29 protein-coding genes are annotated in these 24275 nt (G+C 60.5%); 16 read left to right on the top strand and 13 right to left on the bottom strand.

Annotated features, from left to right (window positions below):
• The first annotated feature begins 84 nt into the window (after positions 1–84).
• From pmbA to KVQ74_RS10310, 6 genes are all read left to right on the top strand, one after another.
• Complete coding sequence (pmbA, locus tag KVQ74_RS10335; RefSeq protein WP_217830974.1) at positions 85–1437, top strand: metalloprotease PmbA; 1353 nt, start codon at positions 85–87, stop codon at positions 1435–1437.
• Between the two features lie 148 nt (positions 1438–1585).
• Positions 1586–1993: a FagA protein gene (locus tag KVQ74_RS10330; RefSeq protein WP_217830973.1), complete on the top strand. Its 408-nt coding sequence runs from the start codon at positions 1586–1588 to the stop codon at positions 1991–1993.
• Positions 1974–3350 (top strand): class II fumarate hydratase, encoded by a 1377-nt coding sequence (locus KVQ74_RS10325; RefSeq protein ID WP_217830972.1) that lies wholly within the window; start codon positions 1974–1976, stop codon positions 3348–3350. Before KVQ74_RS10330 ends, KVQ74_RS10325 begins: the two co-directional genes overlap by 20 nt.
• Positions 3351–3377: 27 nt before the next feature.
• Positions 3378–3818, top strand: coding sequence for a hypothetical protein (locus tag KVQ74_RS10320; protein WP_217830971.1), 441 nt, complete (start codon positions 3378–3380; stop codon positions 3816–3818).
• Between the two features lies 1 nt (position 3819).
• Positions 3820–4431, top strand: a complete 612-nt coding sequence (locus KVQ74_RS10315) for a superoxide dismutase (RefSeq protein ID WP_217830970.1) — start codon at positions 3820–3822, stop codon at positions 4429–4431.
• Positions 4432–4461: 30 nt separating this feature from the next.
• Positions 4462–5355, top strand: a complete 894-nt coding sequence (locus tag KVQ74_RS10310) for a ZIP family metal transporter (protein WP_217830969.1) — start codon at positions 4462–4464, stop codon at positions 5353–5355.
• Positions 5356–5364: 9 nt separating this feature from the next.
• Here the strand turns inward: KVQ74_RS10310 and KVQ74_RS10305 are convergent, their stop codons facing one another.
• The 10 genes from KVQ74_RS10305 to KVQ74_RS10260 form a co-directional block, all read right to left on the bottom strand.
• On the bottom strand, positions 5365–5640 hold the full coding sequence (locus KVQ74_RS10305; RefSeq protein ID WP_217830968.1) for an HPr family phosphocarrier protein: 276 nt from the start codon (positions 5638–5640) through the stop codon (positions 5365–5367).
• A 15-nt stretch (positions 5641–5655) separates the two neighbouring features.
• Positions 5656–6513 carry an RNase adapter RapZ gene (gene rapZ, locus KVQ74_RS10300; RefSeq protein ID WP_217830967.1) on the bottom strand — a complete coding sequence of 286 codons (858 nt, stop codon included), beginning with the start codon at positions 6511–6513 and terminating at the stop codon, positions 5656–5658.
• A 2-nt stretch (positions 6514–6515) separates the two neighbouring features.
• Positions 6516–6980: a PTS IIA-like nitrogen regulatory protein PtsN gene (gene ptsN, locus KVQ74_RS10295; RefSeq protein WP_217830966.1), complete on the bottom strand. Its 465-nt coding sequence runs from the start codon at positions 6978–6980 to the stop codon at positions 6516–6518.
• Between the two features lie 11 nt (positions 6981–6991).
• On the bottom strand, positions 6992–7300 hold the full coding sequence (gene hpf, locus KVQ74_RS10290) for a ribosome hibernation-promoting factor, HPF/YfiA family (RefSeq protein ID WP_217830965.1): 309 nt from the start codon (positions 7298–7300) through the stop codon (positions 6992–6994).
• Positions 7301–7373: 73 nt separating this feature from the next.
• Complete coding sequence (locus KVQ74_RS10285) at positions 7374–8867, bottom strand: RNA polymerase factor sigma-54 (protein WP_217830964.1); 1494 nt, start codon at positions 8865–8867, stop codon at positions 7374–7376.
• 276 nt (positions 8868–9143) lie between these two features.
• Positions 9144–9869, bottom strand: coding sequence for an LPS export ABC transporter ATP-binding protein (gene lptB, locus KVQ74_RS10280; protein WP_217830963.1), 726 nt, complete (start codon positions 9867–9869; stop codon positions 9144–9146).
• Positions 9869–10414, bottom strand: a complete 546-nt coding sequence (gene lptA / locus KVQ74_RS10275) for a lipopolysaccharide transport periplasmic protein LptA (RefSeq protein ID WP_217830962.1) — start codon at positions 10412–10414, stop codon at positions 9869–9871. Before lptA ends, lptB begins: the two co-directional genes overlap by 1 nt.
• A complete protein-coding gene (gene lptC, locus KVQ74_RS10270; RefSeq protein WP_217830961.1) occupies positions 10401–10973 on the bottom strand; it encodes an LPS export ABC transporter periplasmic protein LptC in 573 nt (190 codons plus the stop codon). Before lptC ends, lptA begins: the two co-directional genes overlap by 14 nt.
• Before the next feature lie 8 nt (positions 10974–10981).
• Positions 10982–11506 (bottom strand): KdsC family phosphatase, encoded by a 525-nt coding sequence (locus KVQ74_RS10265; RefSeq protein ID WP_217830960.1) that lies wholly within the window; start codon positions 11504–11506, stop codon positions 10982–10984.
• Positions 11507–12481 carry a KpsF/GutQ family sugar-phosphate isomerase gene (locus KVQ74_RS10260; protein WP_217830959.1) on the bottom strand — a complete coding sequence of 325 codons (975 nt, stop codon included), beginning with the start codon at positions 12479–12481 and terminating at the stop codon, positions 11507–11509.
• Between the two features lie 276 nt (positions 12482–12757).
• On the opposite strand from KVQ74_RS10260, the gene KVQ74_RS10255 reads away from it, so the two are divergent.
• From KVQ74_RS10255 to hisC, 10 genes are all read left to right on the top strand, one after another.
• Complete coding sequence (locus KVQ74_RS10255) at positions 12758–13570, top strand: ATP-binding cassette domain-containing protein (protein ID WP_217830958.1); 813 nt, start codon at positions 12758–12760, stop codon at positions 13568–13570.
• Entirely contained in the window at positions 13570–14367 is a 798-nt protein-coding gene (mlaE, locus tag KVQ74_RS10250; RefSeq protein WP_217830957.1) for a lipid asymmetry maintenance ABC transporter permease subunit MlaE, read from the top strand. The genes KVQ74_RS10255 and mlaE overlap by 1 nt, the downstream gene beginning before the upstream one ends.
• Positions 14367–14834, top strand: coding sequence for an outer membrane lipid asymmetry maintenance protein MlaD (gene mlaD / locus KVQ74_RS10245; RefSeq protein WP_217830956.1), 468 nt, complete (start codon positions 14367–14369; stop codon positions 14832–14834). The genes mlaE and mlaD overlap by 1 nt, the downstream gene beginning before the upstream one ends.
• An 11-nt stretch (positions 14835–14845) precedes the next feature.
• The gene (locus KVQ74_RS10240) at positions 14846–15496 is read left to right on the top strand and encodes an MlaC/ttg2D family ABC transporter substrate-binding protein (protein WP_217830955.1); all 651 of its coding nucleotides are present in this window, start codon (positions 14846–14848) and stop codon (positions 15494–15496) included.
• Complete coding sequence (locus KVQ74_RS10235) at positions 15493–15792, top strand: STAS domain-containing protein (protein ID WP_217830954.1); 300 nt, start codon at positions 15493–15495, stop codon at positions 15790–15792. Before KVQ74_RS10240 ends, KVQ74_RS10235 begins: the two co-directional genes overlap by 4 nt.
• Before the next feature lie 121 nt (positions 15793–15913).
• Positions 15914–16153 (top strand): BolA family protein, encoded by a 240-nt coding sequence (locus KVQ74_RS10230; RefSeq protein ID WP_039769303.1) that lies wholly within the window; start codon positions 15914–15916, stop codon positions 16151–16153.
• A gap of 22 nt (positions 16154–16175) precedes the next feature.
• Positions 16176–17441: a UDP-N-acetylglucosamine 1-carboxyvinyltransferase gene (gene murA / locus KVQ74_RS10225; RefSeq protein WP_217830953.1), complete on the top strand. Its 1266-nt coding sequence runs from the start codon at positions 16176–16178 to the stop codon at positions 17439–17441.
• A gap of 139 nt (positions 17442–17580) precedes the next feature.
• On the top strand, positions 17581–18216 hold the full coding sequence (gene hisG / locus KVQ74_RS10220; protein WP_085746934.1) for an ATP phosphoribosyltransferase: 636 nt from the start codon (positions 17581–17583) through the stop codon (positions 18214–18216).
• A gap of 125 nt (positions 18217–18341) precedes the next feature.
• A complete protein-coding gene (gene hisD / locus KVQ74_RS10215; protein ID WP_217830952.1) occupies positions 18342–19667 on the top strand; it encodes a histidinol dehydrogenase in 1326 nt (441 codons plus the stop codon).
• Positions 19668–19669: 2 nt separating this feature from the next.
• Positions 19670–20722 carry a histidinol-phosphate transaminase gene (gene hisC, locus KVQ74_RS10210; RefSeq protein ID WP_217830951.1) on the top strand — a complete coding sequence of 351 codons (1053 nt, stop codon included), beginning with the start codon at positions 19670–19672 and terminating at the stop codon, positions 20720–20722.
• A 72-nt stretch (positions 20723–20794) separates the two neighbouring features.
• Here the strand turns inward: hisC and KVQ74_RS10205 are convergent, their stop codons facing one another.
• From KVQ74_RS10205 to KVQ74_RS10195, 3 genes are all read right to left on the bottom strand, one after another.
• Positions 20795–21241: a hypothetical protein gene (locus KVQ74_RS10205; RefSeq protein WP_217830950.1), complete on the bottom strand. Its 447-nt coding sequence runs from the start codon at positions 21239–21241 to the stop codon at positions 20795–20797.
• A gap of 160 nt (positions 21242–21401) precedes the next feature.
• Positions 21402–22121, bottom strand: coding sequence for a DUF4198 domain-containing protein (locus KVQ74_RS10200; RefSeq protein ID WP_217830949.1), 720 nt, complete (start codon positions 22119–22121; stop codon positions 21402–21404).
• Between the two features lie 12 nt (positions 22122–22133).
• Positions 22134–24251, bottom strand: a complete 2118-nt coding sequence (locus KVQ74_RS10195) for a TonB-dependent siderophore receptor (RefSeq protein ID WP_217830948.1) — start codon at positions 24249–24251, stop codon at positions 22134–22136.
• Positions 24252–24275: the final 24 nt, after the last annotated feature.

The following is a 24275-nucleotide window of genomic DNA, read 5'->3' as shown; positions in this document are numbered from 1 at the left end:
AACGCCGCCATGATAACCAGTCGGGGGCCGCTTGTCCGGCCCGGTCGCTCGAAGGCCCCAGCCGAAAGCAGAATTTGAGTGGAGATGAGCATGAGTGCAGTTGAAAGCGTCGGCCCACAGGCATTGCCGGCACTGCAGGAACAAGTCGAGCAGATCATCGCCGAAGCCAGGCGCCAGGGCGCCAGTGCCTGTGAAGTGGCGGTGTCGCTGGAACAGGGCCTGTCGACCTCGGTGCGCCAGCGTGAGGTCGAGACTGTCGAGTTCAACCGCGATCAGGGTTTCGGCATCACGCTGTATGTCGGTCAGCGCAAAGGCTCGGCCAGCACCTCGGCCACTGGCCCGGATGCGATTCGTGAAACCGTCGCCGCCGCACTGGCAATCGCCAAACACACGTCCGAAGACGAAGCCTCGGGCCTGGCCGACGCTGCGTTGATGGCTAAAGATGTGCAGGACTTCGATCTGTTCCACCAATGGGACATCACCCCGGAGCAGGCCATCGAGAAGGCCCTGCTCTGCGAAGCGGCAGCTTTTGACGCCGATGCGCGGATCAAGAATGCCGACGGCACCACCCTGAGCACCCACCAGGGTTGCCGCGTGTATGGCAACAGTCACGGTTTCATCGGCGGTTACGCATCGACCCGGCACAGCCTGAGCTGCGTGATGATCGCCGAGGCCGACGGCCAGATGCAGCGCGATTACTGGTACGACGTGAATCGCCAGGGCACGTTGCTGGCGGATCCGGTGAGCATCGGCCAGCGTGCCGCGCAACGGGCGGCGAGTCGTCTGGGCGCACGTCCGGTGCCGACCTGCGAAGTGCCGGTGCTGTTCTCCGCCGAACTGGCGGGCGGATTGTTCGGCAGCTTCCTGTCGGCGGTGTCCGGCGGCAGCCTGTACCGCAAATCCTCGTTCCTTGAAGGCTCGCTGGGGCAGAAGCTGTTTCCGGAGTGGATGACCATCGACGAGCGTCCGCACCTGATGCGCGCCATGGGCAGCGCATCCTACGACGGCGACGGTCTGGCGACCTACGCCAAACCGTTCGTCGAAAAGGGCGAACTGGTGTCGTACATCCTCGGCACTTACTCCGGGCGCAAACTGGGCATGCCGAGCACCGCCAACGCGGGCGGCGTACACAACCTGTTCGTCAGCCATGGCGATGAAGACCAGGCCGCGCTGTTGCGGCGCATGGGGCGTGGATTGCTGGTGACCGAACTGATGGGTCATGGCCTGAACATGGTCACCGGCGATTACTCGCGCGGGGCGGCGGGTTTCTGGGTCGAGAATGGCGAGATCCAGTTCGCGGTGCAGGAAGTGACCATCGCCGGCAACATGCGCGACATGTTCAAGCAGATCGTTGCGGTCGGGAACGACCTGGAACTGCGCAGCAACATTCGCACCGGCTCGGTGTTGATCGAGAAGATGACGGTCGCCGGCAGCTAAGTCTCGGCCACACGCAAAAAAGGCGCGCTACCCGATGGGTAGCGCGCCTTTTTTTATGGCCCTGTGAAAGCAGGTCATGTCGGGCACCCTTGTTTTGGTTCTCATTATCATCTAATAATAAATCTCATTATCGAATGAGCCCCGGATCATGAGTTCTGCCTTGCACGAGCAGCCGTACCTCGAAAGCTGGCGCTGGATGAGTCGCCAGATCCGCTGCGCGATGGATCCCGACGAACCGCGCCTGATCGAACATTACCTGGCCGAAGGCCGGTATCTGTCTTGTTGCACCGCGACCTCACCCTGGACTGTCGCCGAAACCTCTTTCCGACTGCTGCTCGACACCGCCGCCGACATCGCGTTGCCGTGGCACTGGCGCAGCCTCTGTCTCGATCAAGCCTGGCGCCCGTTGCGTGAAATGGAGCGCCTGTCGCTGTGCAAATGCCGGCTCAACCGTTGGCAGCGCTACACCTGGCAACTGGCGACCTGCGAGTTGCAACCCTCGATTCCTCTTATTGAACTGGTGCAAGGATTTTCAGATGACCAAGACACGTATTGAGCGCGACAGCATGGGCGAACTGCAGGTGCCGGTGGACGCTCTCTACGGCGCGCAGACCCAGCGTGCGGTGGATAACTTCCCGATCAGCGGCAAGCCGATGCCGAGCCAATTCATCCGCGCCCTGATTCTGGCGAAAGCCGCCGCCGCTCGGGCCAACGTCGAACTCAACCAGATCAGCGCCGCCCAGGGCAAAGCCATCAGCGATGCCGCCCAAGGCCTGCTCGAAGGCGATTTCATGCAGCACTTCCCGGTGGATATCTTCCAGACCGGTTCCGGCACCAGTTCCAATATGAATGCCAACGAAGTGATCGCGACCCTCGCCAGCCGTCTGCTCGAAGAGCCGGTCAACGCCAACGATCACGTCAATTGCGGCCAGAGCAGCAACGACATCATCCCGACCACCATCCATGTCAGCGCCGCTTTGGCCCTGCACGAGCAATTGCTGCCGGCGCTGCTGCATCTGGTGCAAGTGATCGAACTCAAGGCCGGGCAAGTGCATCACCACGTCAAGACCGGACGCACACACCTGATGGACGCCATGCCAGTGCGCATGAGCCAGGTGCTCAACGGCTGGGCGCAACAGCTGAAGGCCAACATCGGCCACCTGCAAGACTTGCTGCCAAGCCTGCAATCCCTGGCTCAGGGCGGTACAGCTGTCGGCACCGGGATCAATGCGCATCCGGAATTCGCCGCGCGTTTCAGTCGTCAGCTCAGCCAGTTGACTGGCGTGAAGTTCACCCCGGGCAAGGATCTGTTTGCGCTGATTGGCTCCCAGGACACGGCTGTTGCCGTCTCCGGCCAGCTCAAGGCCACCGCAGTGTCGCTGATGAAAATCGCCAACGACTTGCGCTGGATGAACTCCGGCCCGCTCGCCGGTCTCGGCGAAATCGAACTGGAAGGCCTGCAACCGGGCTCGTCGATCATGCCGGGCAAGGTCAATCCGGTGATCCCGGAAGCCACCGCCATGGTTGCCGCGCAAGTGATCGGCAACGATTCGGTGATCACCATTGCCGGTCAGTCGGGCAATTTCGAGCTGAACGTGATGCTGCCGATCATCGCCCAGAACCTGTTGAGCAGCATCGAATTGCTGGCCAACACCAGCCGTCTGCTCGGTGACAAAGCCATTGCCAGCTTCAAGGTCAATGAGTCGCGACTCAAGGAAGCGCTGTCGCGCAACCCGATCCTGGTCACGGCGCTCAACCCGATCATCGGTTACCAGAAAGCCGCCGAAATCGCCAAGCAGGCCTACAAACAAGGTCGCCCGGTGATCGATGTCGCGCTGGAGCACACCGACCTGTCGCGCAACCAGCTGGAAGAGTTGCTCAACCCCGAGAAACTCACCGCCGGCGGCGTGTAATCCCCGCAACCGCTTTGGAGGCTCACCATGGAGCACTGGAAACGCACGATCGAACGGGCCAATCGCTGCTTCATGCTGGGCGAGCTGATTGATGCCCGCGAGGCTTACCTGCAAGCCCTGGCGCTGGCCCAGGTGCTGTTCGAGCGCTGGGCCGATGCCGACGAAGCGGTGGCGGCCTGCGTCATTTCCCATCACAACCTGGCGGATTTGCACCTGCGGCTGAACCAGCCGGAGGAGAGCGCCGAGTACCTGTGCGCGATCCATCAGCGCCTGTTGCAGACCATGCAGGACGAGCGTCTGCGCCCGGCCCTGCGGGAAGCGGCGCTGCGCCAGAGCAGCAAGACCTATGTCGAGCTGCTGAATTTCATCAGCGAACACGGCGAATACCCGCGAACCCAGCGTCTGTTGCATCCGGACACCGGCAATGCGCGTCGCCTGCCAGCCCCTCATCACCATGGAGTCCATTGAAATGGCTTTTACCTTGCCTGCCTTGCCTTATGCCTATGACGCACTCGAGCCGCATATCGATGCGCAGACCATGGAAATCCACTACACCAAGCATCACCAGACCTACATCAACAATCTGAACGCCGCCGTTGAAGGCACTGAATACGCCGAATGGCCGGTGGAAAGACTGGTTGCCAGCGTCCAGCAACTGCCGGAAAAACTTCGCGCGGCGGTAATCAATCAGGGCGGCGGACACGCCAACCATTCGCTGTTCTGGGAAGTCATGGTGCCCGGCGGTGGCGGAAAACCGGACGGTGCGCTGGCCAGGGCGATCGACGAGCAGTTGGGCGGCCTGGATAGTTTCAAGGAGGCGTTCACCAAAGCTGCGTTGACCCGTTTCGGCAGCGGCTGGGCCTGGCTCAGCGTGACCCCCGAGAAAAAACTGCTGGTCGAAAGCAGTGGCAACCAGGACAGCCCGCTGATGAACGGCAATACGCCGATTCTCGGGCTCGACGTCTGGGAGCACGCCTATTACCTGCGTTATCAGAACCGTCGCCCGGAATACATCAGTGCGTTCTACAACGTGATCAATTGGCCGCAAGTCGCTGCGCGTTATCAGGCCGCGCTGGTTTAAGTCATCTATAAAAACAATCCAAGGCTGACTATGGGCACTGAAACACTGGCGATCGGAAGTGGACGTATGTTTCGTTACGCATTCGGCTCGCTGTTGCTGTTGGCGGGCATGACCTTGCTGGTCGCCCACGGGCTGGAATGGCTGGATCTGGAGCCGAAACTGTCACGGGCATTGCAGGGCGGCGCGATCTGCGCCCTCGGCACGGCGCTCGGCGCGGTGCCGGTGCTGGTGATCCGGCGCATGCCGCAAGCGTTGAGCGATACCTTGCTGGGTTTTGGTGCCGGAGTGATGCTCGCGGCGACAGCGTTTTCGTTGATCGTGCCGGGCATCGCCGCCGCTGAAAGCCTTGGCCTGACGCCATGGGCGGCCAGTGGCCTGATCTGCTTCGGCATCCTGCTCGGTGCGTTTGGCTTGTATCTGGTGGATCGCCGGGTGTCCGGCGCATCACCGGAAATGCTGATCGGCACGGCCGAGCATCCGGTGATTCCGCCGCGTATCTGGCTGTTCGTGTTCGCCATCATTGCCCATAACATCCCGGAAGGCATGGCGGTCGGCGTCTCGGCCGGCGGCGGCATGCCGGACGCGGACAGTCTGGCCATGGGCATCGCCCTGCAGGACGTGCCGGAAGGTCTGGTGATCGCGCTGGTGCTGGCCGGGGCAGGGATGTCGCGGTTCAAGGCGTTTTTGATCGGCGCGGCGTCGGGTCTGGTCGAGCCGGTGTTTGCCTTGCTATGCGCCTGGCTGGTGAGTCTGGCCGAACTGTTGCTGCCACTGGGGCTGGCGCTGGCGGCGGGGGCGATGTTGCTGGTGGTGACTCACGAAGTCATTCCCGAATCGCGACGCAGTGGTCACGACAAACTGGCAAGCCTGGGCCTGTTGATCGGGTTTTGTCTGATGATGGTGATGGATACGGCGTTGGGCTGATCCTGCGGTTCAACCACCTTCATCGAAGTAGTTGTTGATCAGCGCGACCAGGGCATCCAGCGCTTCCTGTTCCTGATGCCCTTCGGTGCTCAAGTGAATCTTGGTGCCCTTGCCGGCGGCAAGCATCATCATTGCCATGATGCTTTTGCCGTCGACGGTGGTTTCCGGGGTACGGCCGACTCTGATCGAGCAATCGGGAAACTGCCCCGCCACTCCGACGAACTTGGCCGATGCGCGGGCATGCAGGCCCAGCTTGTTGATGATTTCGATTTCCAGAGCAGGCATCGCGGTGTGAATCCTTTAGCTGAGGTCGCGGTGGCGAACCTGGACGTTCTTCAGGGTCTTGTGCAGCGCCTGGCCCAGACGTTCGGTCAGGTAGACGGAACGGTGATGCCCGCCGGTGCAGCCGATGGCGATAGTGACATAAGCGCGGTTGCTTGCGGCAAAACGCGGCAACCACTTGTGCAGGTAAGCGTAAATGTCCTGGTACATCTCTTCGACTTCCGGTTGCGCCGCCAGGTACTCGGCAACCGGCTCATCGAGGCCGGACTGCGCGCGCAGCTCCGGTTTCCAGTAAGGATTGGGCAGGCAGCGTACGTCGAATACCAGATCGGCATCCACCGGCATGCCGCGTTTGAAACCAAACGACTCGACCAGAAACGCCGTGCCCGGCTCCGGCTGGTTCAGCAGACGCAACTTGATGGTGTCACGCAGCTGATAAAGATTGAGGCTGGTGGTGTTGACCTTGAGGTCGGCCAGGTCGGCGATGGGGCCGAGCAGGGCGGTTTCGTCTTCAATGGCTTCCGCCAGCGAGCGATTCGCGCTGCTCAGCGGGTGGCGGCGACGGGTTTCCGAAAAACGCTTGAGCAGGGTTTCTTCGTCAGCGTCCAGATAAAGCACATCGCACTGGATGTGGCGGCTGCGGACTTCCTCGAGCAATTCGGGAAAACGCGACAGATGGCTGGGCAGGTTGCGTGCATCGATCGAAACCGCCACCAGCGGCTGGGACAGCTCGGTGTGGATCAGGGCGCGCTCGGCCAGTTCCGGCAGCAGGCCCGCCGGCAGGTTGTCGATGCAGTAATAGCCGTTGTCCTCGAGGACATCCAGGGCAGTGCTTTTACCCGAGCCGGAGCGGCCACTGACGATGATCAAGCGCATGATTACGGCCTGTTCTGCTCTTCCAGTACGACCTGGTACAAAGCTTCGTTGCTGGGCGCGCTGCGCAGTCGGTCGCGCACGTCCTTGCGGTCAAGCATGCTGGCGATCTGACGGAGCAGTTCCAGGTGTGCGTCCGTGGCCGCTTCCGGAACCAGCAGGACGAACAACAGGTCGACTGGCGCACCGTCAATCGCATCGAAATCGATAGGTGCATCAAGGTGCATCAAGGCACTGATCGGTGCTTCGCAGCCCTTGAGGCGGCAGTGAGGAATGGCGATGCCGTTGCCAAAACCGGTCGAACCGAGTTTTTCACGGGCCACCAGCGCCTCGAAGACATCCTGCATCTCCAGATCCGGCACCTCGCGGGCGATCAGGTTGGCAATTTGTTCGAGGGCTTTCTTTTTGCTGCCGCCCGGCACGTTCACCAGGGAACGGCCGGGGGTCAGGATACTTTCAAGTCGGATCATGGATTGGGGGGTTATCGACCGGTAGCGCCCTGAAGCAGGCTCTGGGTCTTTTCCTTATGCTTTTTGAGTTGTTTGTCCAGCTTGTCGGCCAATGCGTCAATCGCCGCGTACATGTTGGAATCTTCCGCGTTGGCGACGACTTCATTACCAGGAATATGCAGCGTGGCTTCGATTTTCTGCTTCAGCTTTTCGACGGACAGGATGACCTGAACGTTGGTGATCTTGTCGAAATGCCCCTCGAGCCTCTTGAGCTTTTGCTCAACGTAGTCGCGCAGGGGTTGGGTCACTTCCAGTTGGTGTCCACTGATGTTGACTTGCATACAGCTTCTCCTTCGTTGCCAGTGCATAAAGCGGTAGATCAGATGATCTACCACTGGAACGCTGTAACGTGGCTTACATCAACCGCTTGCGTTCGCTCGAAGGCGCGATCCCGAGGGATTCGCGGTACTTGGCGACGGTGCGGCGAGCCACCTGAATGCCTTGTGCCTCCAGTAAACCAGCGATCTTGCTGTCACTCAACGGCTTTTTCTGATTTTCCGCGGCGACCAGTTTCTTGATGATCGCGCGGATCGCCGTGGACGAGCATTCGCCGCCTTCGGAGGTGCTGACGTGGCTGGAGAAAAAGTATTTCAGTTCATAAATGCCCCGGGGGGTATGCATGAATTTTTGCGTGGTCACCCGGGAGATCGTCGATTCGTGCATGCCCACCGCCTCGGCGATATCGTGCAGGACCAGCGGTTTCATGGCTTCGTCGCCGTACTCCAGGAAGCCGCGCTGATGCTCGACGATCTGGGTGGCCACTTTCATCAGGGTTTCGTTGCGGCTTTGCAGGCTCTTGATGAACCAGCGCGCTTCCTGCAACTGGTTGCGCATGAAGGTATTGTCGGCGCTGGTGTCGGCGCGACGGACGAAACCTGCGTATTGCGCATTGACGCGAAGGCGCGGCACCGACTCCTGATTGAGTTCGACCAGCCAGCGCTCGTTGTCCTTGCGCACGATGACGTCAGGTACAACGTATTCGGCTTCGGTGGACTCGATCTGCGAACCCGGGCGCGGGTTGAGGCTCTGCACCAGTTCGATGACCTGACGCAGCTCGTCTTCCTTGAGCTTCATGCGCCGCATCAGTTGGCTGTAATCACGGCTGCCGAGCAGGTCGATGTAGTCGGTGACCAGGCGTTTGGCCTCGGTCAGCCAAGGCGTCTTGGCCGACAGCTGGCGCAGTTGCAGCAACAGGCATTCACCGAGATTGCGCGCACCGATGCCGGCGGGCTCGAATTGCTGGATGCGGTGCAGGACGGCTTCGATCTCGTCCAGTTCGATATCCAGTTCCGGGTCGAAGGCGTCGAGGATTTCCTCGAGGGTTTCGTCGAGGTAGCCCTGATTATTGATGCAGTCGATCAGGGTCACGGCGATCAGGCGATCGGTGTCCGACATCGGCGCCAGGTTCAGCTGCCACAACAGATGGCTTTGCAGGCTTTCGCCGGCGGAGGTGCGGGTGGTGAAGTCCCACTCGTCATCATCGCTGCTGGGCAGGCTGCTGGCGCTGGTCTGGTAGACGTCTTCCCAGGCGGTGTCGACCGGAAGTTCGTTGGGGATGCGTTCGTTCCATTCGCCGTCCTCGAGGTTGTCCACCGTCGGGGCGGTTTCCTGGTAGGAGGGTTCCTGAATCTCGGTGTTGGGCTTCTGTTCGGCGTTGTCGGCCAGGGGATCGGAGTTGTCGAAGTCGTCGCCTTCTTCCTGGCGTTCGAGCATCGGATTGGACTCCAGGGCCTCCTGGATTTCCTGTTGCAGGTCCAGGGTCGACAATTGGAGCAGGCGGATGGCCTGTTGCAGCTGCGGTGTCATCGTCAGCTGCTGGCCCATTCTCAAGACTAGCGATGGTTTCATGGCAGGGGCTTAACACCTTATTCGCCGGCGCACATGCGCCATCCACTACAGGGCGCCGGAGCGCCAAACTTAAGCAAATTATATGCCTGAAACTGAAGTGTTTGCCTAGAGCGCTGTAACAATAAAAACCTATAAAACTTTGTTGACGCGTCGCTCCGGCTGGCGGTTGAACACCTTTGAAGCGGCGTGTTTGCCTGGAGCGCTGTAACAATAAAAACCCATAAAAAGCCGTTTTACTGACGCAGCGCCCGAGCGGTCGATCGGGTAACTCAGTGCTTACAGGCGGAACTCGTGCCCCAGATACACTTCCTTCACCAGATCGTTGGCGAGGATGGTCTCGGCGTCGCCTTCGGCAATCAATTGGCCGTCGTTGACGATGTAGGCGGTTTCACAGATGTCCAGCGTCTCGCGCACGTTGTGGTCGGTGATCAGGACGCCGATGCCCTTCGCCTTGAGGTGGTGGATGATCTGCTTGATGTCGCCCACCGAAATCGGGTCCACGCCGGCGAACGGTTCGTCGAGCAGGATGAATTTCGGTGCGGTTGCCAGGGCGCGGGCGATTTCCACCCGGCGGCGTTCACCACCGGACAGGCTCATGCCGAGGTTGTCGCGGATGTGGCTGATGTGGAATTCCTGCAGCAGGCTTTCCAGCTCCTTGCGACGGCCGGCCTTGTCGAGTTCCTTGCGGGTCTCGAGGATGGCCATGATGTTGTCGGCTACCGACAGTTTGCGGAAGATCGACGCTTCTTGCGGCAGATAGCCGATGCCGGCCTTGGCGCGACCGTGCATCGGCTGGTGGCTGACGTCGAGGTCGTCGATCAGTACGCGACCCTGATCGGCCTGCACCAGGCCGACGATCATGTAGAAGCAGGTGGTCTTGCCGGCGCCGTTGGGGCCGAGCAGGCCGACGATCTGGCCACTGTCGATCGACAGGCTGACGTCGCGCACGACCTGGCGGCTTTTATAGGCCTTGGCCAGGTGCTGAGCTTTCAGAGTTGCCATTACTGGGTTTTCTCATCGGTTTTCTTTTTCGGCTGGATCACCATGTCGATGCGTGGGCGCGCTTCGGTGACCTTGCTGCCGGTGGCACGGCCGGCGCTTGCCAGCTTCTTGACCGTGTCGTAGACGATTTTCTCGCCCTGGGTGACGTTGTTGTCCTTGTCGACAACCTTGGCCTTGTCGATCAGCACGACGCGGTTTTGCTGGGCGTGGTACTGGATCGTCACGCCCCAGCCTTGTACAGGCTTGGCGTCACCCTGGGTCTGCAGTTGTTCGAAGTAGGCGAGGTTGCCGACCGAGGTCACGACATCGATGTCGCCGTTTGGCGCACGGGTCATGGTCACGGTGTTGCCTTTGACGATCATCGAACCCTGAGTGATGATCACGTCGCCTTTATAAGTGGCAACGCCATTCTTGTCGTCCAGCTGGGCATCGTCGGCCTGAATGCGGATTGGCTGCTGTTGATCGTTCGGCAGAGCCCAGGCGCTCACGCTTCCCAGTGCTGCGCCCAGACTGAGCAAAATAGGGAGGGTTTTAACGAGCCTCATACTGTCCTCTTACGTTCGATAGCAGGTGTATCCTGCTTTCCTTCAGATACGCTTTCATTCCCACGCCGGTCGATACACCGCCAGCGCCGTCGATTCTAACGGGTTGCTGGGTCTGCGCATATTGTTGCTGCGGGAACACCGTCATGCGAGTGGAGGTGATCAGGGTGTCGCGGTTCTTTTCGTCGGTGCGCTTGACGCGAACCGAGTCGATCAGCTCGACCTCGGTGCCGCCAGAATTCACTTCACCGCGTTCGCTGGTCACATGCCACGGAAAATCGGTGCCACGGAACATGTTCAGGTCAGGTTTGGTGACCAGGGTGACGTCGGTGGCTTTGACGTGCTCGGCTTTTTCCGAGGTCATTTCGTACTGCACCCTGCCGTCTTCGAGGTATTGCAGGGTGTGCGTGTTGGTCGCGTACCAGTCGATCGGGTTGTCGACGGTCGAGACGGGAGGCTTGTCGAGGAAGCGCTCCGGGCTGATGTTCCAATAGCCGACCGCAGCGAAAATCGCCGCGATACAGCCGAACACCAATACATTGCGAACTTTTTTGCTGAACATTATTTGACTCACAGATACGCGGCATTGGCCGCATCGAGGCGGTCCTGGGCGCGCAGGATCAATTCGCAGAATTCCCGGGCGGCACCTTCGCCACCACGGGCGAGGGTGACGCCATGGGCGTGCTCGCGGACGAATCCGGCGGCGTTGGCCACGGCCATGCCCAGGCCTACGCGGCGAATCACCGGCAGGTCGGGCAGGTCGTCACCGAGGTAGGCGACCTGTTCATAGCTTAGGCCCAGTTGCTCGAGAAGGCCGTCCAGGACGACCAATTTGTCCTCGCGGCCCTGAAACAGGTGCGGGATACCGAGATTCTTCGCCCGACGTTCGACCACCGGGGTCTTGCGGCCGCTGATGATCGCGGTTTGCACCCCGGCGTTCATCAGCATCTTGATGCCCTGGCCGTCGAGGGTGTTGAAGGCCTTGAACTCGCTGCCGTCCTCGAGGAAGTACAGGCGTCCGTCGGTGAGGACGCCATCGACGTCGAAAACCGCCAGTTTGATCGCTTTGCCGCGTTGCAGCAGATCGGTGTTCATTTACATCACTCCTGCACGCAGCAGATCGGAAAGGTTGAAGGCGCCGACCGGGCGGTCTTCCTCATCCACGACGACCAGTGCGTTGATTCGATGGTCTTCCATGATTTTCAGGGCCTCGGCGGCGAGCATCTCGGCGCGGGCGGTCTTGCCATGTACGGTCATCACCTGATCGATGGTGGCGCTGTGGACGTCGATGCTGCGATCCAGGGTGCGGCGCAGGTCGCCGTCGGTGAAGATCCCGGCGAGTTTGCCGTCGGCTTCGAGAATCACGGTCATGCCCAGGCCCTTGCGGGTCATTTCCATCAGCGCGTCCTTGAGCAGGGTGCCGCGTTGTACCTGTGGCAGCTCCTCGCCGGCGTGCATGACGTTTTCCACTTTCAGCAACAGGCGCCGGCCCAGCGCGCCACCCGGATGGGAAAAGGCGAAATCTTCGGCGGTGAAGCCGCGTGCCTCCAGCAGCGCCACGGCCAGGGCGTCGCCCATCACCAGTGCTGCGGTGGTCGAGGAGGTCGGTGCCAGATTCAGCGGGCAGGCTTCGTGCTCGACATGGACGTTGAGATTGACCTCGGCGGCCTTGGCCAGCGGTGATTGCGGGTTGCCGGTCACGCTGATGAGCTGGATGCCCAGGCGTTTGATCAGCGGCAGCAGGGTCACGATTTCGTTGGTCGAGCCGGAGTTCGACAGGGCCAGGATCACGTCATCGCGGGTAATCATGCCCATGTCGCCGTGGCTGGCTTCGGCCGGATGAACGAAAAATGCCGGGGTGCCGGTGCTCGCCAGGGTGGCGGCGATCTTGTTGCCGACGTGCCCGGACTTGCCCATGCCTACCACGACGACACGGCCCTTGCTCGCCAGAATCATCTCGCAGGCGCGTACGAAATCGGCGTCGATATGGGGCAGCAAGCCTTGTACGGCTTCCATTTCGAGGCGGATGGTGCGTTGTGCCGATTGAATCAGGTCGCTGGATTGGCTCATGTCAGAAATCGTATAGCCCGATGAAAAGGCGGCGATTATAGCGGTTCTGTCGAAAAGCCTCACGCTAGTTCGTCACCCTTTGTCATTACTCGTTACCAATTGCCTTAAATAATGCATCGAGCCTGTCATATCCCTGAACGTGGCCGGGCACAGGCCTTGGGCGCTTGGCCTTTGCGGTGATATAGTTCGCCGCCAGTTCGGCCTGCCCGGGATGTAAGCGCTTTCCTTTGAGAAAGCCAGGCGTCCGAGTGAGAGGCTGCATCGCAAGGAGTTTAGATGAGTGCCGATAACGCCTACGCGGTCGAGCTGAAGGGCGTCACCTTCAAGCGCGGATCGCGGAGCATTTTCAATAACGTCGATATCCGCATCCCGCGGGGCAAGGTCACCGGCATCATGGGACCTTCCGGGTGCGGCAAGACTACGCTGCTGCGTCTGATGGGCGCCCAGTTGCGGCCGTCGAAAGGCGAGGTCTGGGTCAACGGCCAGAACCTGCCGAAGCTGTCGCGCAGCGATCTGTTCGATGCGCGCAAGCATATGGGCGTGCTGTTCCAGAGCGGTGCGCTGTTCACCGATCTCGATGTGTTCGAGAACGTGGCGTTCCCCCTGCGTGTCCACACCGAATTGCCGGAAGAGATGATCCGCGACATCGTCCTGCTCAAATTGCAGGCGGTCGGGTTGCGCGGCGCCATCGAGCTGATGCCAGACGAACTGTCCGGTGGCATGAAACGCCGTGTCGCTCTGGCCCGGGCGATTGCCCTCGATCCGCAGATCCTGATGTACGACGAACCCTTTGTCGGCCAGGACCCGATCGCCATGGGCGTTCTGGTGCGCCTGATCCGTCTGCTCAACGATGCGCTGGGGATCACCAGCATCGTGGTTTCCCACGACCTGGCCGAGACCGCGAGCATCGCTGACTATATCTATGTGGTCGGCGACGGCCAGGTATTGGGGCAGGGCACGCCGGATGAACTGATGAGCTCGGACGATCCGCGCATTCGCCAGTTCATGACCGGCGATCCTGACGGCCCGGTTCCGTACCACTTTCCAGCGCCGGATTACCGCGCAGATCTTCTGGGGAAGCGCCGCTGATGCGCAGAATTTCATTGATAGAGCGCGTGCGCCGGTTCGGCAGTGCGGCGATCGACTCCGTTGCGGTGTTCGGGCGCTCGACACTGTTCCTGTTTCACGCCTTGCTGGGCCGTGGCGGCATCGGCGGCGGTTTCGGCCTGCTGGTCAAGCAATTGCATTCGGTCGGCGTGATGTCGCTGGTGATCATCGTCGTTTCGGGGATCTTCATCGGCATGGTGCTGGCGCTGCAGGGTTTCAATATCCTGTCGAGCTACGGCTCGGAGCAGGCGGTCGGGCAGATGGTCGCCCTGACGCTGTTGCGTGAGCTCGGTCCGGTGGTGACTGCGCTGCTGTTCGCCGGGCGTGCCGGTTCGGCGCTGACGGCGGAGATCGGCAACATGAAATCCACCGAACAGCTTTCCAGCCTGGAAATGATCGGGGTCGACCCGCTCAAGTACATCATTGCCCCGCGCCTGTGGGCCGGCTTCATTTCCCTGCCGGTGCTGGCGATGATTTTCAGCGTGGTGGGCATCTGGGGCGGTTCGTGGGTGGCGGTCGACTGGCTGGGGGTCTATGACGGCTCCTACTGGTCGAACATGCAGAACAGCGTGGACTTCGCCGACGATGTGCTCAATGGCATCATCAAGAGCGCGGTTTTCGCCTTTGTCGTGACCTGGATCGCCGTATTCCAAGGCTATGACTGTGAGCCCACTTCCGAGGGGATCAGTCGTGCCACCACCAAGACCGTGGTTTATGCCTCGCTGGCAGTGCTCGGTCTGGACTTTATTCTGACCGCTTTGATGTTTGGAGATTTCTGATGCAAAACCGCACCCTGGAAATCGGTGTCGGCCTGTTCCTGCTGGCAGGGATCCTGGCTTTGCTGCTGCTTGCGTTGCGGGTCAGCGGCCTGTCTCCGACTTCGACCACCGACACTTATAAACTTTATGCGTATTTCGACAATATCGCCGGTTTGACGGTCAGAGCTAAAGTGACCATGGCCGGTGTGACGATCGGCAAGGTCACGGCGATCGATCTGGACCGTGACAGCTTCACCGGTCGGGTGACTTTGCTGGTGGATAAAAGCGTCGACAATCTGCCGACCGACTCCACAGCATCTATCCTGACTGCTGGCCTGCTGGGCGAAAAATACATCGGCATCAGCGTGGGCGGGGAAGACACCCGTCTCAAGGATGGTGGAACCATCCACGACACGCAGTCGTCGCTGGTGCTGGAGGATCTGATCGGTAAATTCCTGCTCAATACCGTTAGCAAAGACGCCAAATGAGGAGCTTTTGAATGATCTCTACCTTGCGACGTGGCCTGTTGGTGTTGCTTGCGGCACTGCCGCTGGTGGCTAACGCCGTGGCGGCGCCTACGGCACACGATCTGGTCCAGGACACGACCAACCGCATGCTGGCCGACCTGGCTGCCAATAAAGAGAAGTACAAACAGGACCCGAACGACTTCTATGCTGCGCTGAACAGCATCGTCGGTCCGGTGGTGGATGCCGAGGGCATTTCCAAGAGCATCATGACGGTCAAGTATTCGCGCAAGGCCACGCCTGCGCAGATGCAGACCTTCCAGGAAAACTTCAAGAAAGGCCTGTTCCAGTTCTACGGCAACGCCTTGCTCGAGTACAACAACCAGGGCATCACCGTCGATGCGCCGAAGGATGAGTCGGGCGACCGCACCAGCGTCGGCATGACCGTCAAGGGCAACAACGGCGCGATCTATCCTGTGTCGTACACCTTGGAGAAGATCAACGGCGAGTGGAAACTGCGCAACGTGATCATCAACGGCATCAACATCGGCAAGCTGTTCCGCGATCAGTTCGCCGACGCGATGCAGCGCAATGGCAATGACCTGGACAAAACCATCAACGGTTGGGCCGGGGAAGTCGCCAAGGCCAAGCAGTCCGCCGACGCGGAACAGAAGCCAGCGCAATGAGTGAGGCGGCGGTACGAATGAGTGATGTCGACGAGCTGCTGCTCAGCGGAGAGCTGAATTACCGCACCGGTCCGGATCTGCGCAAGGAAGGTCAGGCGCTGATCAAGTCCAGCAAGGCCGCTTCGCTCGTGATCGATTGTTCGGCGGTGGTGAAGTCCAGCAGCGTCGGCCTGTCGTTGCTGCTGTGCTTCATGCGTGATGCGAAGGCGGCCGGCAAGGCCGTGAGTATCCGGGCGATGCCCGAAGACATGCGTGAAATCGCTCAGGTCAGCGAGCTGACCGAGCTGTTGACGTAACTCTGAACCCGCATCGACAGGAAAGCCCCCCGTCAGAGTCCTGCCAAGCGGGGTTCGCAGGCGCGGGGCTTTTTTGTATGATGTCCGACCCGCGCGCACAGGGCGCCGATTGAGGTTGAGCATGCAGGCCGTAGAAGTGAAGAGCTTCCTTGAAGGGAAGCTGCCAGGAACGCTGGTGGAAGTGGAAGGCGAAGGCTGCAACTTCCAGCTGAACGTGATTAGCGATGAACTGGCGGCGTTAAGCCCGGTCAAGCGTCAGCAGAGCATCTATGCCCATTTGAACCCATGGATCGCCGATGGCAGCATCCACGCGGTCACGATGAAATTTTTCAGCAGCGCGGCCTGGGCCGAGCGCACCTGAGCCCTAGGGCGTCGAGATTCTTATGGATAAATTGATTATTACCGGTGGCGCTCGTCTTGATGGCGAGATCCGCATCTCCGGGGCGAAGAACTCCGCCCTGCCGATCCTGGCCGCCACCCTGCTGTGTGATGGCCCGGTGACCGTTGGCAACCTGCCGCACCTGCACGACATCACCACCATGATCGAGCTGTTCGGTCGCATGGGCATCGAGCCTGTGATCGACGAGAAGCTCAGCGTCGAAATCGATCCGCGCACCATCAAGACCCTGGTCGCTCCGTACGAACTGGTGAAAACCATGCGTGCGTCGATCCTGGTACTCGGCCCGATGGTCGCTCGCTTCGGTGAAGCCGAAGTCGCGCTGCCTGGCGGTTGCGCCATCGGTTCGCGTCCGGTGGACCTGCACATCCGTGGCCTGGAAGCCATGGGCGCGGTCATCGACGTCGAAGGCGGCTACATCAAGGCCAAGGCGCCGGAAGGCGGCCTGCGCGGTGCGCATTTCTTCTTTGACACCGTCAGCGTGACCGGCACCGAGAACATCATGATGGCCGCCGCTCTGGCCAAGGGCCGCAGCGTGCTGCAGAACGCCGCCCGCGAGCCTGAAGTCGTCGACCTGGCGAACTTCCTCAACGCCATGGGCGCGAAGGTATCCGGTGCCGGCACCGACACCATCACCATCGATGGCGTCGAGCGTCTGGATTCGACGTTCTTCAAAGTCATGCCTGACCGTATCGAAACCGGCACCTACCTGGTGGCCGCTGCGGTCACCGGCGGTCGCGTCAAGGTCAAGGACACCGATCCGACCATCCTTGAAGCCGTTCTGGAAAAACTCCGTGAAGCCGGCGCAGAAATCACCACCGGTGAGGACTGGATCGAGCTGAACATGCACGGCAAGCGCGCGAAAGCCGTCAACATCCGCACCGCCCCGTATCCGGCGTTCCCGACCGACATGCAGGCGCAGTTCATCTCGCTCAACGCCGTTGCCGAAGGCACCGGCGCCGTGATCGAGACGATCTTCGAAAACCGCTTCATGCACGTTTACGAACTGCACCGCATGGGCGCCAAGATCCAGGTCGAAGGCAACACCGCCATCGTCACCGGCACCGACGTGCTCAAGGGCGCGCCAGTCATGGCGACCGACCTGCGTGCGTCGGCCAGCCTGGTGATCTCGGCCCTGGTGGCCGAAGGCGATACCCTGATCGACCGCATCTACCACATCGACCGTGGTTACGAGTGCATCGAAGAAAAACTGCAGATGCTGGGCGCCAAGATCCGTCGCGTTCCGGGCTAGTCGCTGCGGTATGGGCGCAGGGAGGCGCCCGCTGAATTCGTTTCGAGTCGAGGGTTGTCTTTTATCGGGCAACCCTCGATGTGTGTCCGGCGCCATTTGCGACCGGACATGAGTACCTTGATAAGGACTGACGTTACCCATGTTGACCATTGCACTGTCCAAGGGCCGCATCCTTGACGACACCCTGCCGCTTCTCGCCGAAGCGGGCATCGTGCCGACCGAGAATCCGGACAAGAGCCGCAAGCTGATCATCCCCACGACCCAGGAAGACGTACGCCTGCTGATCGTGCGCGCCACCGACGTGCCGACCTATGTCGAGCATGGCGCGGCCGACCTCGGCGTTGCCGGTAAAGACGTGCTGATGGAATACAGCGGCCAGGGCTTGTATGAGCCGCTGGACCTGCAGATTGCCCAGTGCAAGCTGATGACCGCCGGCAAGGTCGGCGCTGTCGAGCCCAAGGGTCGCCTGCGCGTCGCCACCAAATTCGTCAATGTCGCCAAGCGTTACTACGCCGAGCAGGGCCGTCAGGTCGACATCATCAAGCTCTACGGCTCGATGGAGCTGGCGCCGCTGATCGGCCTGGCCGACAAGATCATCGACGTGGTCGACACCGGCAACACCCTGCGTGCCAATGGCCTGGAACCCCAGGAACTGATCGCCACGATCAGCTCGCGTCTGGTGGTCAACAAGGCTTCGATGAAGATGCAACACGCCCGTATCCAGGCGTTGATCGATACCCTGCGCAAGGCAGTGGAATCGCGACACCGCGGCTGATGTACCTGCGCGACCTCAAGGTCGCGCCCGTCTATCCGCCTCATAGCCAGAATCTCAGGTGCCCAAGCGGAACGACTGCTAAGTTAGGGCGCCTGAGTTTTTGCCATTCCTATGAGGCTCTCGCTATGACCGCACCGACTGCAATTCGCCGACTCAACGCTGCTGACCCGGATTTCGCGCATCATCTGGATCATCTGCTGAGCTGGGAAAGTGTGTCTGACGACTCGGTCAATCAGCGGGTGCTGGACATCATCAAGGCTGTGCGCGAGCGCGGTGACGCGGCGCTGGTCGAGTTCACCCAGAAGTTCGACGGCCTCGAAGTCGCCTCGATGGCCGATCTGATCCTGCCGCGCGAGCGTCTGGAACTGGCCCTGACCCGCATCACCGAGGCTCAGCGCGAAGCGCTGGAAAAGGCTGCAGCGCGGGTGCGCAGCTATCACGAAAAACAGAAACAGGACTCCTGGAGCTACACCGAGGCTGACGGCACCGTGCTCGGTCAGAAGGTCACGCCGCTGGATCGCGCCGGCCTGTATGTGCCGGGTGGCAAGGCGTCATACCCGTCGTCGGTGTTGATGAACGCGATTCCGGCCAAGGTGGCCGGCGTGACCGAAGTGGTCATGGTGGTGCCGACGCCACGAGGCGAAGTCAACGAACTGGTGCTGGCCGCCGCCTGCATCGCCGGTGTCGACCGGGTCTTCACCATCGGTGGCGCACAAGCCGTGGCGGCACTGGCTTACGGCACCGAAAGCGTGCCGCAGGTGGACAAGGTGGTCGGCCCGGGCAACATCTATGTGGCGACGGCCAAGCGTCATGTGTTCGGCCAGGTCGGCATCGACATGATTGCCGGTCCGTCGGAAATCCTCGTGGTGTGTGATGGCCAGACCGATCCGGACTGGATTGCCATGGACCTGTTCTCCCAGGCCGAGCACGATGAAGATGCCCAAGCGATCCTGGTCAGCCCGGACGCCGGATTCCTCGACAAGGTCGCTGCGAGCATCGACAAACTGCTGCCGACCATGGACCGCGCGACCATCATCGAAACGTCGATCAATGGCCGTGGCGCGCTGATTCAGGTGCGGGACATGGCTCAGGCCATCGAAGTCGCCAACCGCATCGCCCCGGAACACCTTGAGTTGTCGGTCGCCGACCCACAGGCCTGGCTGCCGCAGATCCGCCACGCCGGTGCGATTTTCATGGGCCGCCACACCTCCGAAGCACTGGGCGACTACTGCGCCGGGCCGAACCACGTACTGCCGACCTCCGGCACCGCGCGTTTCTCCTCGCCGCTGGGTGTGTATGACTTCCAGAAACGTTCGTCGATCATCTTCTGTTCCGAGGCCGGTGCTTCGGAGCTGGGCAAGACCGCGTCGGTACTGGCCCGTGGCGAATCCCTGAGCGCGCACGCACGCAGCGCCGAATACCGCATCCTCGACGAAAAGAAAGGTGAGTGAAGATGAGTAAATTCTGGAGTCCGTTCGTCAAGGATCTGGTGCCGTATGTGCCGGGCGAACAGCCGAAGCTGGCCCGACTGGTCAAGCTCAACACCAACGAAAACCCATATGGTCCGTCGCCAAAAGCCCTGGCGGCGATGCAGACCGAGCTCAACGACAACCTGCGCCTGTACCCGGATCCGAACAGCGACCTGTTGAAAAACGCGGTGGCCAGCTACTACGGCGTGCAAAGCAATCAGGTGTTCCTGGGTAACGGCTCCGACGAGGTGCTGGCCCACGTTTTCCACGGTCTGCTGCAACACGACAAGCCGCTGCTGTTCCCGGATATCAGCTACAGCTTCTATCCGGTTTACGCCGGGCTGTACGGCATCCAGTTCGATGCGGTGCCGCTGGATGCACAGTTCCGGATCGATCCGGCGGACTACGCCAAAGCGAACGGCGGGATCATTTTCCCCAACCCGAACGCGCCGACCGGTTGCCTGCTGGCGGTGGACGCGATCGAGCAAATTCTCAAGGCCAACCCGGAATCGGTTGTGGTGGTGGATGAGGCCTACATCGACTTCGGCGGTGAAACGGCGATCAGCCTGGTGGATCGTTATCCGAACCTGCTGGTCACCCAGACCCTGTCCAAGTCGCGCTCGCTGGCCGGCCTGCGGGTGGGGCTGGCGGTGGGCCATCCCGATCTGATCGAAGCGCTGGAGCGGATCAAGAACAGCTTCAACTCCTATCCGCTGGATCGTCTGGCGAATGTCGGCGCGGCCGCAGCGTTCGAGGATCGCGAGTATTTCGACAAGACTTGCCGTCTGGTGATCGAGAGCCGCGAATGGGTGACCGCGCAGTTGCAGGCCAAGGGCTTTGAGGTGCTGCCGTCGGCGGCGAACTTCATCTTTGCCCGCCACCCGCAACATGACGCGGCAGGGCTGGCGGCCAAACTGCGCGAGCAGGGCGTGATCGTGCGGCACTTCAAGCAGGAGCGGATTGCGCAGTTCCTGCGGATCTCGATCGGCACGCCGGAGCAGAATCAGGCGTTGATCGAAGGGTTGGGCTCGCTGTAACGCAGTGATGAACGCAGTTCCTGTCTTGCGAGGCGGGAACTGTGTCAGCCAACACTGCGGTCACGACTTCGCTCAGTTTCTCTTGGTCGCCTTGAATTTTATATTGGCTGTTGTCTGGTCATTGAAAATGAAGTGAATGGTGGCCTCGAGCGTGCGATAGCCGACGGAGAACTTTCCAGTCATCGCGCCACTTTCCGGCGTATACATCTTGCCCTCGTAATTCATTGCCCACGGGAAGTGATATTTCGGGTCGTTGCGAACATAAGACTCCTGGAAGTTATGTGACGCGCCCGTGGGCAGGCTTATGACGACAACGTCGTTGTCGGTCCCACCTGTGTTGCCGCTGATCTCACGTAAGTAATTCGCGCTGATCATGCCTTGATTGAAATTTACGATGGGTGATTGGAGAGTCAGGTTTCCCCATACCATCTCGATCTTGCCTAAATCGAAGTCAGTGCCTTGTTCCGGGTTCGGGCCGGATGGCAGTTCCGTCTGTTGAATTTTTTCCGAAATGTTCATTTAGCGATCCCTTCATCAGTGAAATGGTATTTCAACGACCAGGATCAGGTTATGGGCGGCACAAGTTTTCAACGACTGACAGAACTGACAGGTATCAATACCGTTTCGCTTGCTTGCACCGCCGGGCTTCAGTCAATTGGCTATTGGGTGCCAGCGTCGATCATTCGTGATGTGGTTCGCCAAGGAACGTCAGCGAACTGAACAATCCCCGACTGTCGACATCAGCGCTGTCTTTGACCGGCACTTGCACCTGCGCGGCAATCACATTCAAACCTTCGTTGCGCACCAACACCTGCGCGCGGCCATCCTTATCGGTCTCGGTACTCAAGGTGTTCGGGGCGCTGCGATAATCGCCGATCAACTTCACTCCCGCTGCAGGTTTGCCATCGAGCAGCACGCGTACCGGCAGTGATTTCCCCGGCCCGACCGTCAGCGGATCGACTTCCGGCAGAATCAACAGTTTGATCTGCTCAAGTTTGGGCAACTTTGCTCCAGCCTGATAAATCGCCAGGCTGTATTTGAAGGTATGGGTGGCCTCGATGGCGCCCGGGACTTTGCTCCGTCCTTCATTGACCCATTTCTTGTCAGCGGTTTGCGACCACATGCCGTTGTCCAGCGCGACGGCCATGATCGCAGGTGACTTCAGCGGTTGCAGGCGTGCGTGATCCACGAGACGTTCGACGCTGACCGGGATCATCTTTCCCGCTGCGTCGTAGGCCCAGGCGCCACTGATTTTCTGCGCCTTGAAGGCGTTGTCCTCGGCGCCGTGACCGTAGACCACTTCGATATTGCCGCGCCGCTGCTCAGTCCATAGACCATGGGCCGAGGCTTGAGTGGCGAACAGGGCTGCGACGAGCAGAAGGGATTTGCTGTAGTGCATGGTGACGTCCTTTTACAGATTGAGTGTCAGGCTGACAGTGAAGGTGCGCGGCTCGCCGGGATTGACCCAGTAGTTGCTGTAGGAGCGCTCGTAATATTTTTCGTCGAACAGGTTGTTCAGGTTCAGGCCGACAGTGACGTTGTCGCTGGCCTTGTAATGGGCCAGCAGGTCGACGGTGTGATAAGCCGGCAGTTCGAAGTCGCTGCCAGCCTCACCCGAGCGGTCGCCGACATAGGTGAAGGCAGCGCCGACATCCGAGCCGCGCAGCAGGCCGTCCTGAAACTCATAGACTCCCAACAGACTGCCGCTGCGCCGGGCGACGCCGAGAATGCGGCTGCCGGCAGGAACGACGGCGTCACCCTTGGTGACTTCGGCGTCGATGTAAGCCAAGGCGCCGATGACGCGCACGGCGTCGGTCACCTGACCGCTGACTTGCAGGTCGAAACCCTGGCTGCGCGCCTTGCCCATGGCCCGGCTGGTATCAGTACGGGGATCGAGGGCAAGGACGTTTTCCTTTTCGATATGAAAGAAGGCGAGGGTGCTGCTCAGGCGCTCGTCGAACAGTTCGTTCTTGATTCCGATCTCATAGCCGATGCCCTCTTCCGGCTTGAACGCTTTACCGCTGGCGTCGAGGCCGTTGTTCGGTTTGAACGAGCTCGAGGCATTGGCGAACACCCCGGTTTGCGGTGTCAGTTGGTAGAGCAGCCCGGCGCGTTGAGTCAGCGCGTCGTGACTCTGGCGGCTGCTGGCGGCTCGGGAGTGATCGTCGATGCGTTGGTCGAAATGCTCGAAGCGCGCACCAATCATCCCGCGCAGCTTGTCGGTGAAGATGATCTGGTCCTGCAGGTTCAGCGCGTGGCTCTCGACGTGTTCGAAAAAGTCGCTGCCCGAGCGTGCGCCGTCAGGTTTGGGCTGGCCGTAGATCGGGTTGTAGATGTCGATGGCATAGCGGCCACCGGCAATGGTGGTGACGCGTTCGTTCTTGCGGAAGTTTTCGTACTCGGTGCCGACCAGCAATTCGTGCTGCCAGCTGCCGAGGTCGAACAGGCCGTGTAATTCCAGTTGAGTGATGCTGTCGTGCCAGTTGCTGTCGCGCTCGCGATAGCGTCGATTGACGCTGTGACCGTCGGCGTTCAGCGGGCGACTTTCCGAGGCGTAGCCCCAGAGTTTGCCTTCCTTGTAGTGGCTGGCCAGGCGCAGTTTCCAGCCGTCATTCAGATGATGTTCGAGGGCGGCCTGGAGCATGTTGTTGTGATTGTCGATGTCGCCGTCATCGGGTTCGCCGAGGAACGTCGAGCGCGAGACGCCGCTCCATTTATTGTCCGGCGCGACGATGCCACGGTCGAAGGTCGAGCTATGACGGACGAATTCGCTTTCCACCAGCAGGCTCGTGTCCGGGTTCAACTGCCAACTGAGCGAGGGGGCGGCGAAGACCCGCTTGCTGCTGACGTGATCGCGGAAGCTGTGATTGTCTTCGATGGCCAGATTGATTCGCGAGAGGACATCACCCTGTTCGTCGAGCGGGGCGTTGACGTCCAGCGCGGTGCGATAGCGATCCCAACTGCCGGCGCTGGTCTGCAAGGTGGTGAAGGCGTGGGGCTGCGGTTTCTTGGTGACGATGTTCACCGTGCCGCCCGGGTCGCCACGGCCGTACAGGCTGGCGGCCGGGCCCTTGAGTACTTCGATGCGCTCGATATTGGCCGTGTCCGGGGTGCTCGGATAGCCACGGTTGGCGCTGAAGCCGTCCTTGTAGAACTCGGAAGTTGTGAAGCCGCGCACGCTGTATTCGTAAAGCGTCAGGCCGCCGAAGTTGTTTTGCTTTGATACGCCACCGGCAAAATCCAGTGCCCGCTCGACGCTGTTGCTGCCCAGATCCTTGAGTACGCCGGCCGGCACCACGCTGATGGCCTGCGGTATATCACGAATTGCCGCGTCGGTTTTGGTCGCGCTGCTCGAACGGGTTGCGCGATAACCAGTGACCGGCCCGGTGGGCGATTCGTAGTCGGAAGTGACGCTGATGGCGTCGAGTTCCAGGGGCAGGGGCTCTTCGGCAAAGACAGGATCACCCAGCAATCCAAGAGGCAGGCCGAGGGTCAAGCGGAGTCGCGAGACGTTTTTCCGAGACGACATGTTATGTTGTTCCAATTCTTCAAT

The sequence above is a fragment of the Pseudomonas botevensis genome (genome assembly GCF_019145475.1).
In the GTDB taxonomy this organism is placed as follows: Bacteria; Pseudomonadota; Gammaproteobacteria; order Pseudomonadales; family Pseudomonadaceae; genus Aquipseudomonas; species Aquipseudomonas botevensis.
This window is presented reverse-complemented; position numbering and strand designations above follow the sequence as displayed.

What these genes read in the sequence shown, in the direction of transcription:
- hisC (WP_217830951.1), top strand. Translation starts at nt 19,670, where the DNA reads ATGAGTAAATTCTGGAGTCCGTTCGTCAAGGATCTGGTGCCGTATGTG.
- lptA (WP_217830962.1), bottom strand. Translation starts at nt 10,414, where the DNA reads ATGAGGCTCGTTAAAACCCTCCCTATTTTGCTCAGTCTGGGCGCAGCA.
- hisD (WP_217830952.1), top strand. Translation starts at nt 18,342, where the DNA reads ATGACCGCACCGACTGCAATTCGCCGACTCAACGCTGCTGACCCGGAT.
- rapZ (WP_217830967.1), bottom strand. Translation starts at nt 6,513, where the DNA reads ATGCGCTTGATCATCGTCAGTGGCCGCTCCGGCTCGGGTAAAAGCACT.
- KVQ74_RS10305 (WP_217830968.1), bottom strand. Translation starts at nt 5,640, where the DNA reads ATGCCTGCTCTGGAAATCGAAATCATCAACAAGCTGGGCCTGCATGCC.
- hpf (WP_217830965.1), bottom strand. Translation starts at nt 7,300, where the DNA reads ATGCAAGTCAACATCAGTGGACACCAACTGGAAGTGACCCAACCCCTG.
- KVQ74_RS10230 (WP_039769303.1), top strand. Translation starts at nt 15,914, where the DNA reads ATGCAGGCCGTAGAAGTGAAGAGCTTCCTTGAAGGGAAGCTGCCAGGA.
- hisG (WP_085746934.1), top strand. Translation starts at nt 17,581, where the DNA reads ATGTTGACCATTGCACTGTCCAAGGGCCGCATCCTTGACGACACCCTG.
- KVQ74_RS10200 (WP_217830949.1), bottom strand. Translation starts at nt 22,121, where the DNA reads ATGCACTACAGCAAATCCCTTCTGCTCGTCGCAGCCCTGTTCGCCACT.
- mlaE (WP_217830957.1), top strand. Translation starts at nt 13,570, where the DNA reads ATGCGCAGAATTTCATTGATAGAGCGCGTGCGCCGGTTCGGCAGTGCG.
- KVQ74_RS10320 (WP_217830971.1), top strand. Translation starts at nt 3,378, where the DNA reads ATGGAGCACTGGAAACGCACGATCGAACGGGCCAATCGCTGCTTCATG.
- KVQ74_RS10195 (WP_217830948.1), bottom strand. Translation starts at nt 24,251, where the DNA reads ATGTCGTCTCGGAAAAACGTCTCGCGACTCCGCTTGACCCTCGGCCTG.
- lptC (WP_217830961.1), bottom strand. Translation starts at nt 10,973, where the DNA reads ATGTTCAGCAAAAAAGTTCGCAATGTATTGGTGTTCGGCTGTATCGCG.
- murA (WP_217830953.1), top strand. Translation starts at nt 16,176, where the DNA reads ATGGATAAATTGATTATTACCGGTGGCGCTCGTCTTGATGGCGAGATC.
- pmbA (WP_217830974.1), top strand. Translation starts at nt 85, where the DNA reads ATGAGCATGAGTGCAGTTGAAAGCGTCGGCCCACAGGCATTGCCGGCA.
- KVQ74_RS10325 (WP_217830972.1), top strand. Translation starts at nt 1,974, where the DNA reads ATGACCAAGACACGTATTGAGCGCGACAGCATGGGCGAACTGCAGGTG.
- lptB (WP_217830963.1), bottom strand. Translation starts at nt 9,869, where the DNA reads ATGGCAACTCTGAAAGCTCAGCACCTGGCCAAGGCCTATAAAAGCCGC.
- KVQ74_RS10265 (WP_217830960.1), bottom strand. Translation starts at nt 11,506, where the DNA reads ATGAACACCGATCTGCTGCAACGCGGCAAAGCGATCAAACTGGCGGTT.
- KVQ74_RS10235 (WP_217830954.1), top strand. Translation starts at nt 15,493, where the DNA reads ATGAGTGAGGCGGCGGTACGAATGAGTGATGTCGACGAGCTGCTGCTC.
- KVQ74_RS10205 (WP_217830950.1), bottom strand. Translation starts at nt 21,241, where the DNA reads ATGAACATTTCGGAAAAAATTCAACAGACGGAACTGCCATCCGGCCCG.
- mlaD (WP_217830956.1), top strand. Translation starts at nt 14,367, where the DNA reads ATGCAAAACCGCACCCTGGAAATCGGTGTCGGCCTGTTCCTGCTGGCA.
- KVQ74_RS10315 (WP_217830970.1), top strand. Translation starts at nt 3,820, where the DNA reads ATGGCTTTTACCTTGCCTGCCTTGCCTTATGCCTATGACGCACTCGAG.
- KVQ74_RS10255 (WP_217830958.1), top strand. Translation starts at nt 12,758, where the DNA reads ATGAGTGCCGATAACGCCTACGCGGTCGAGCTGAAGGGCGTCACCTTC.
- KVQ74_RS10285 (WP_217830964.1), bottom strand. Translation starts at nt 8,867, where the DNA reads ATGAAACCATCGCTAGTCTTGAGAATGGGCCAGCAGCTGACGATGACA.
- ptsN (WP_217830966.1), bottom strand. Translation starts at nt 6,980, where the DNA reads ATGATCCGACTTGAAAGTATCCTGACCCCCGGCCGTTCCCTGGTGAAC.
- KVQ74_RS10330 (WP_217830973.1), top strand. Translation starts at nt 1,586, where the DNA reads ATGAGTTCTGCCTTGCACGAGCAGCCGTACCTCGAAAGCTGGCGCTGG.
- KVQ74_RS10310 (WP_217830969.1), top strand. Translation starts at nt 4,462, where the DNA reads ATGGGCACTGAAACACTGGCGATCGGAAGTGGACGTATGTTTCGTTAC.
- KVQ74_RS10240 (WP_217830955.1), top strand. Translation starts at nt 14,846, where the DNA reads ATGATCTCTACCTTGCGACGTGGCCTGTTGGTGTTGCTTGCGGCACTG.
- KVQ74_RS10260 (WP_217830959.1), bottom strand. Translation starts at nt 12,481, where the DNA reads ATGAGCCAATCCAGCGACCTGATTCAATCGGCACAACGCACCATCCGC.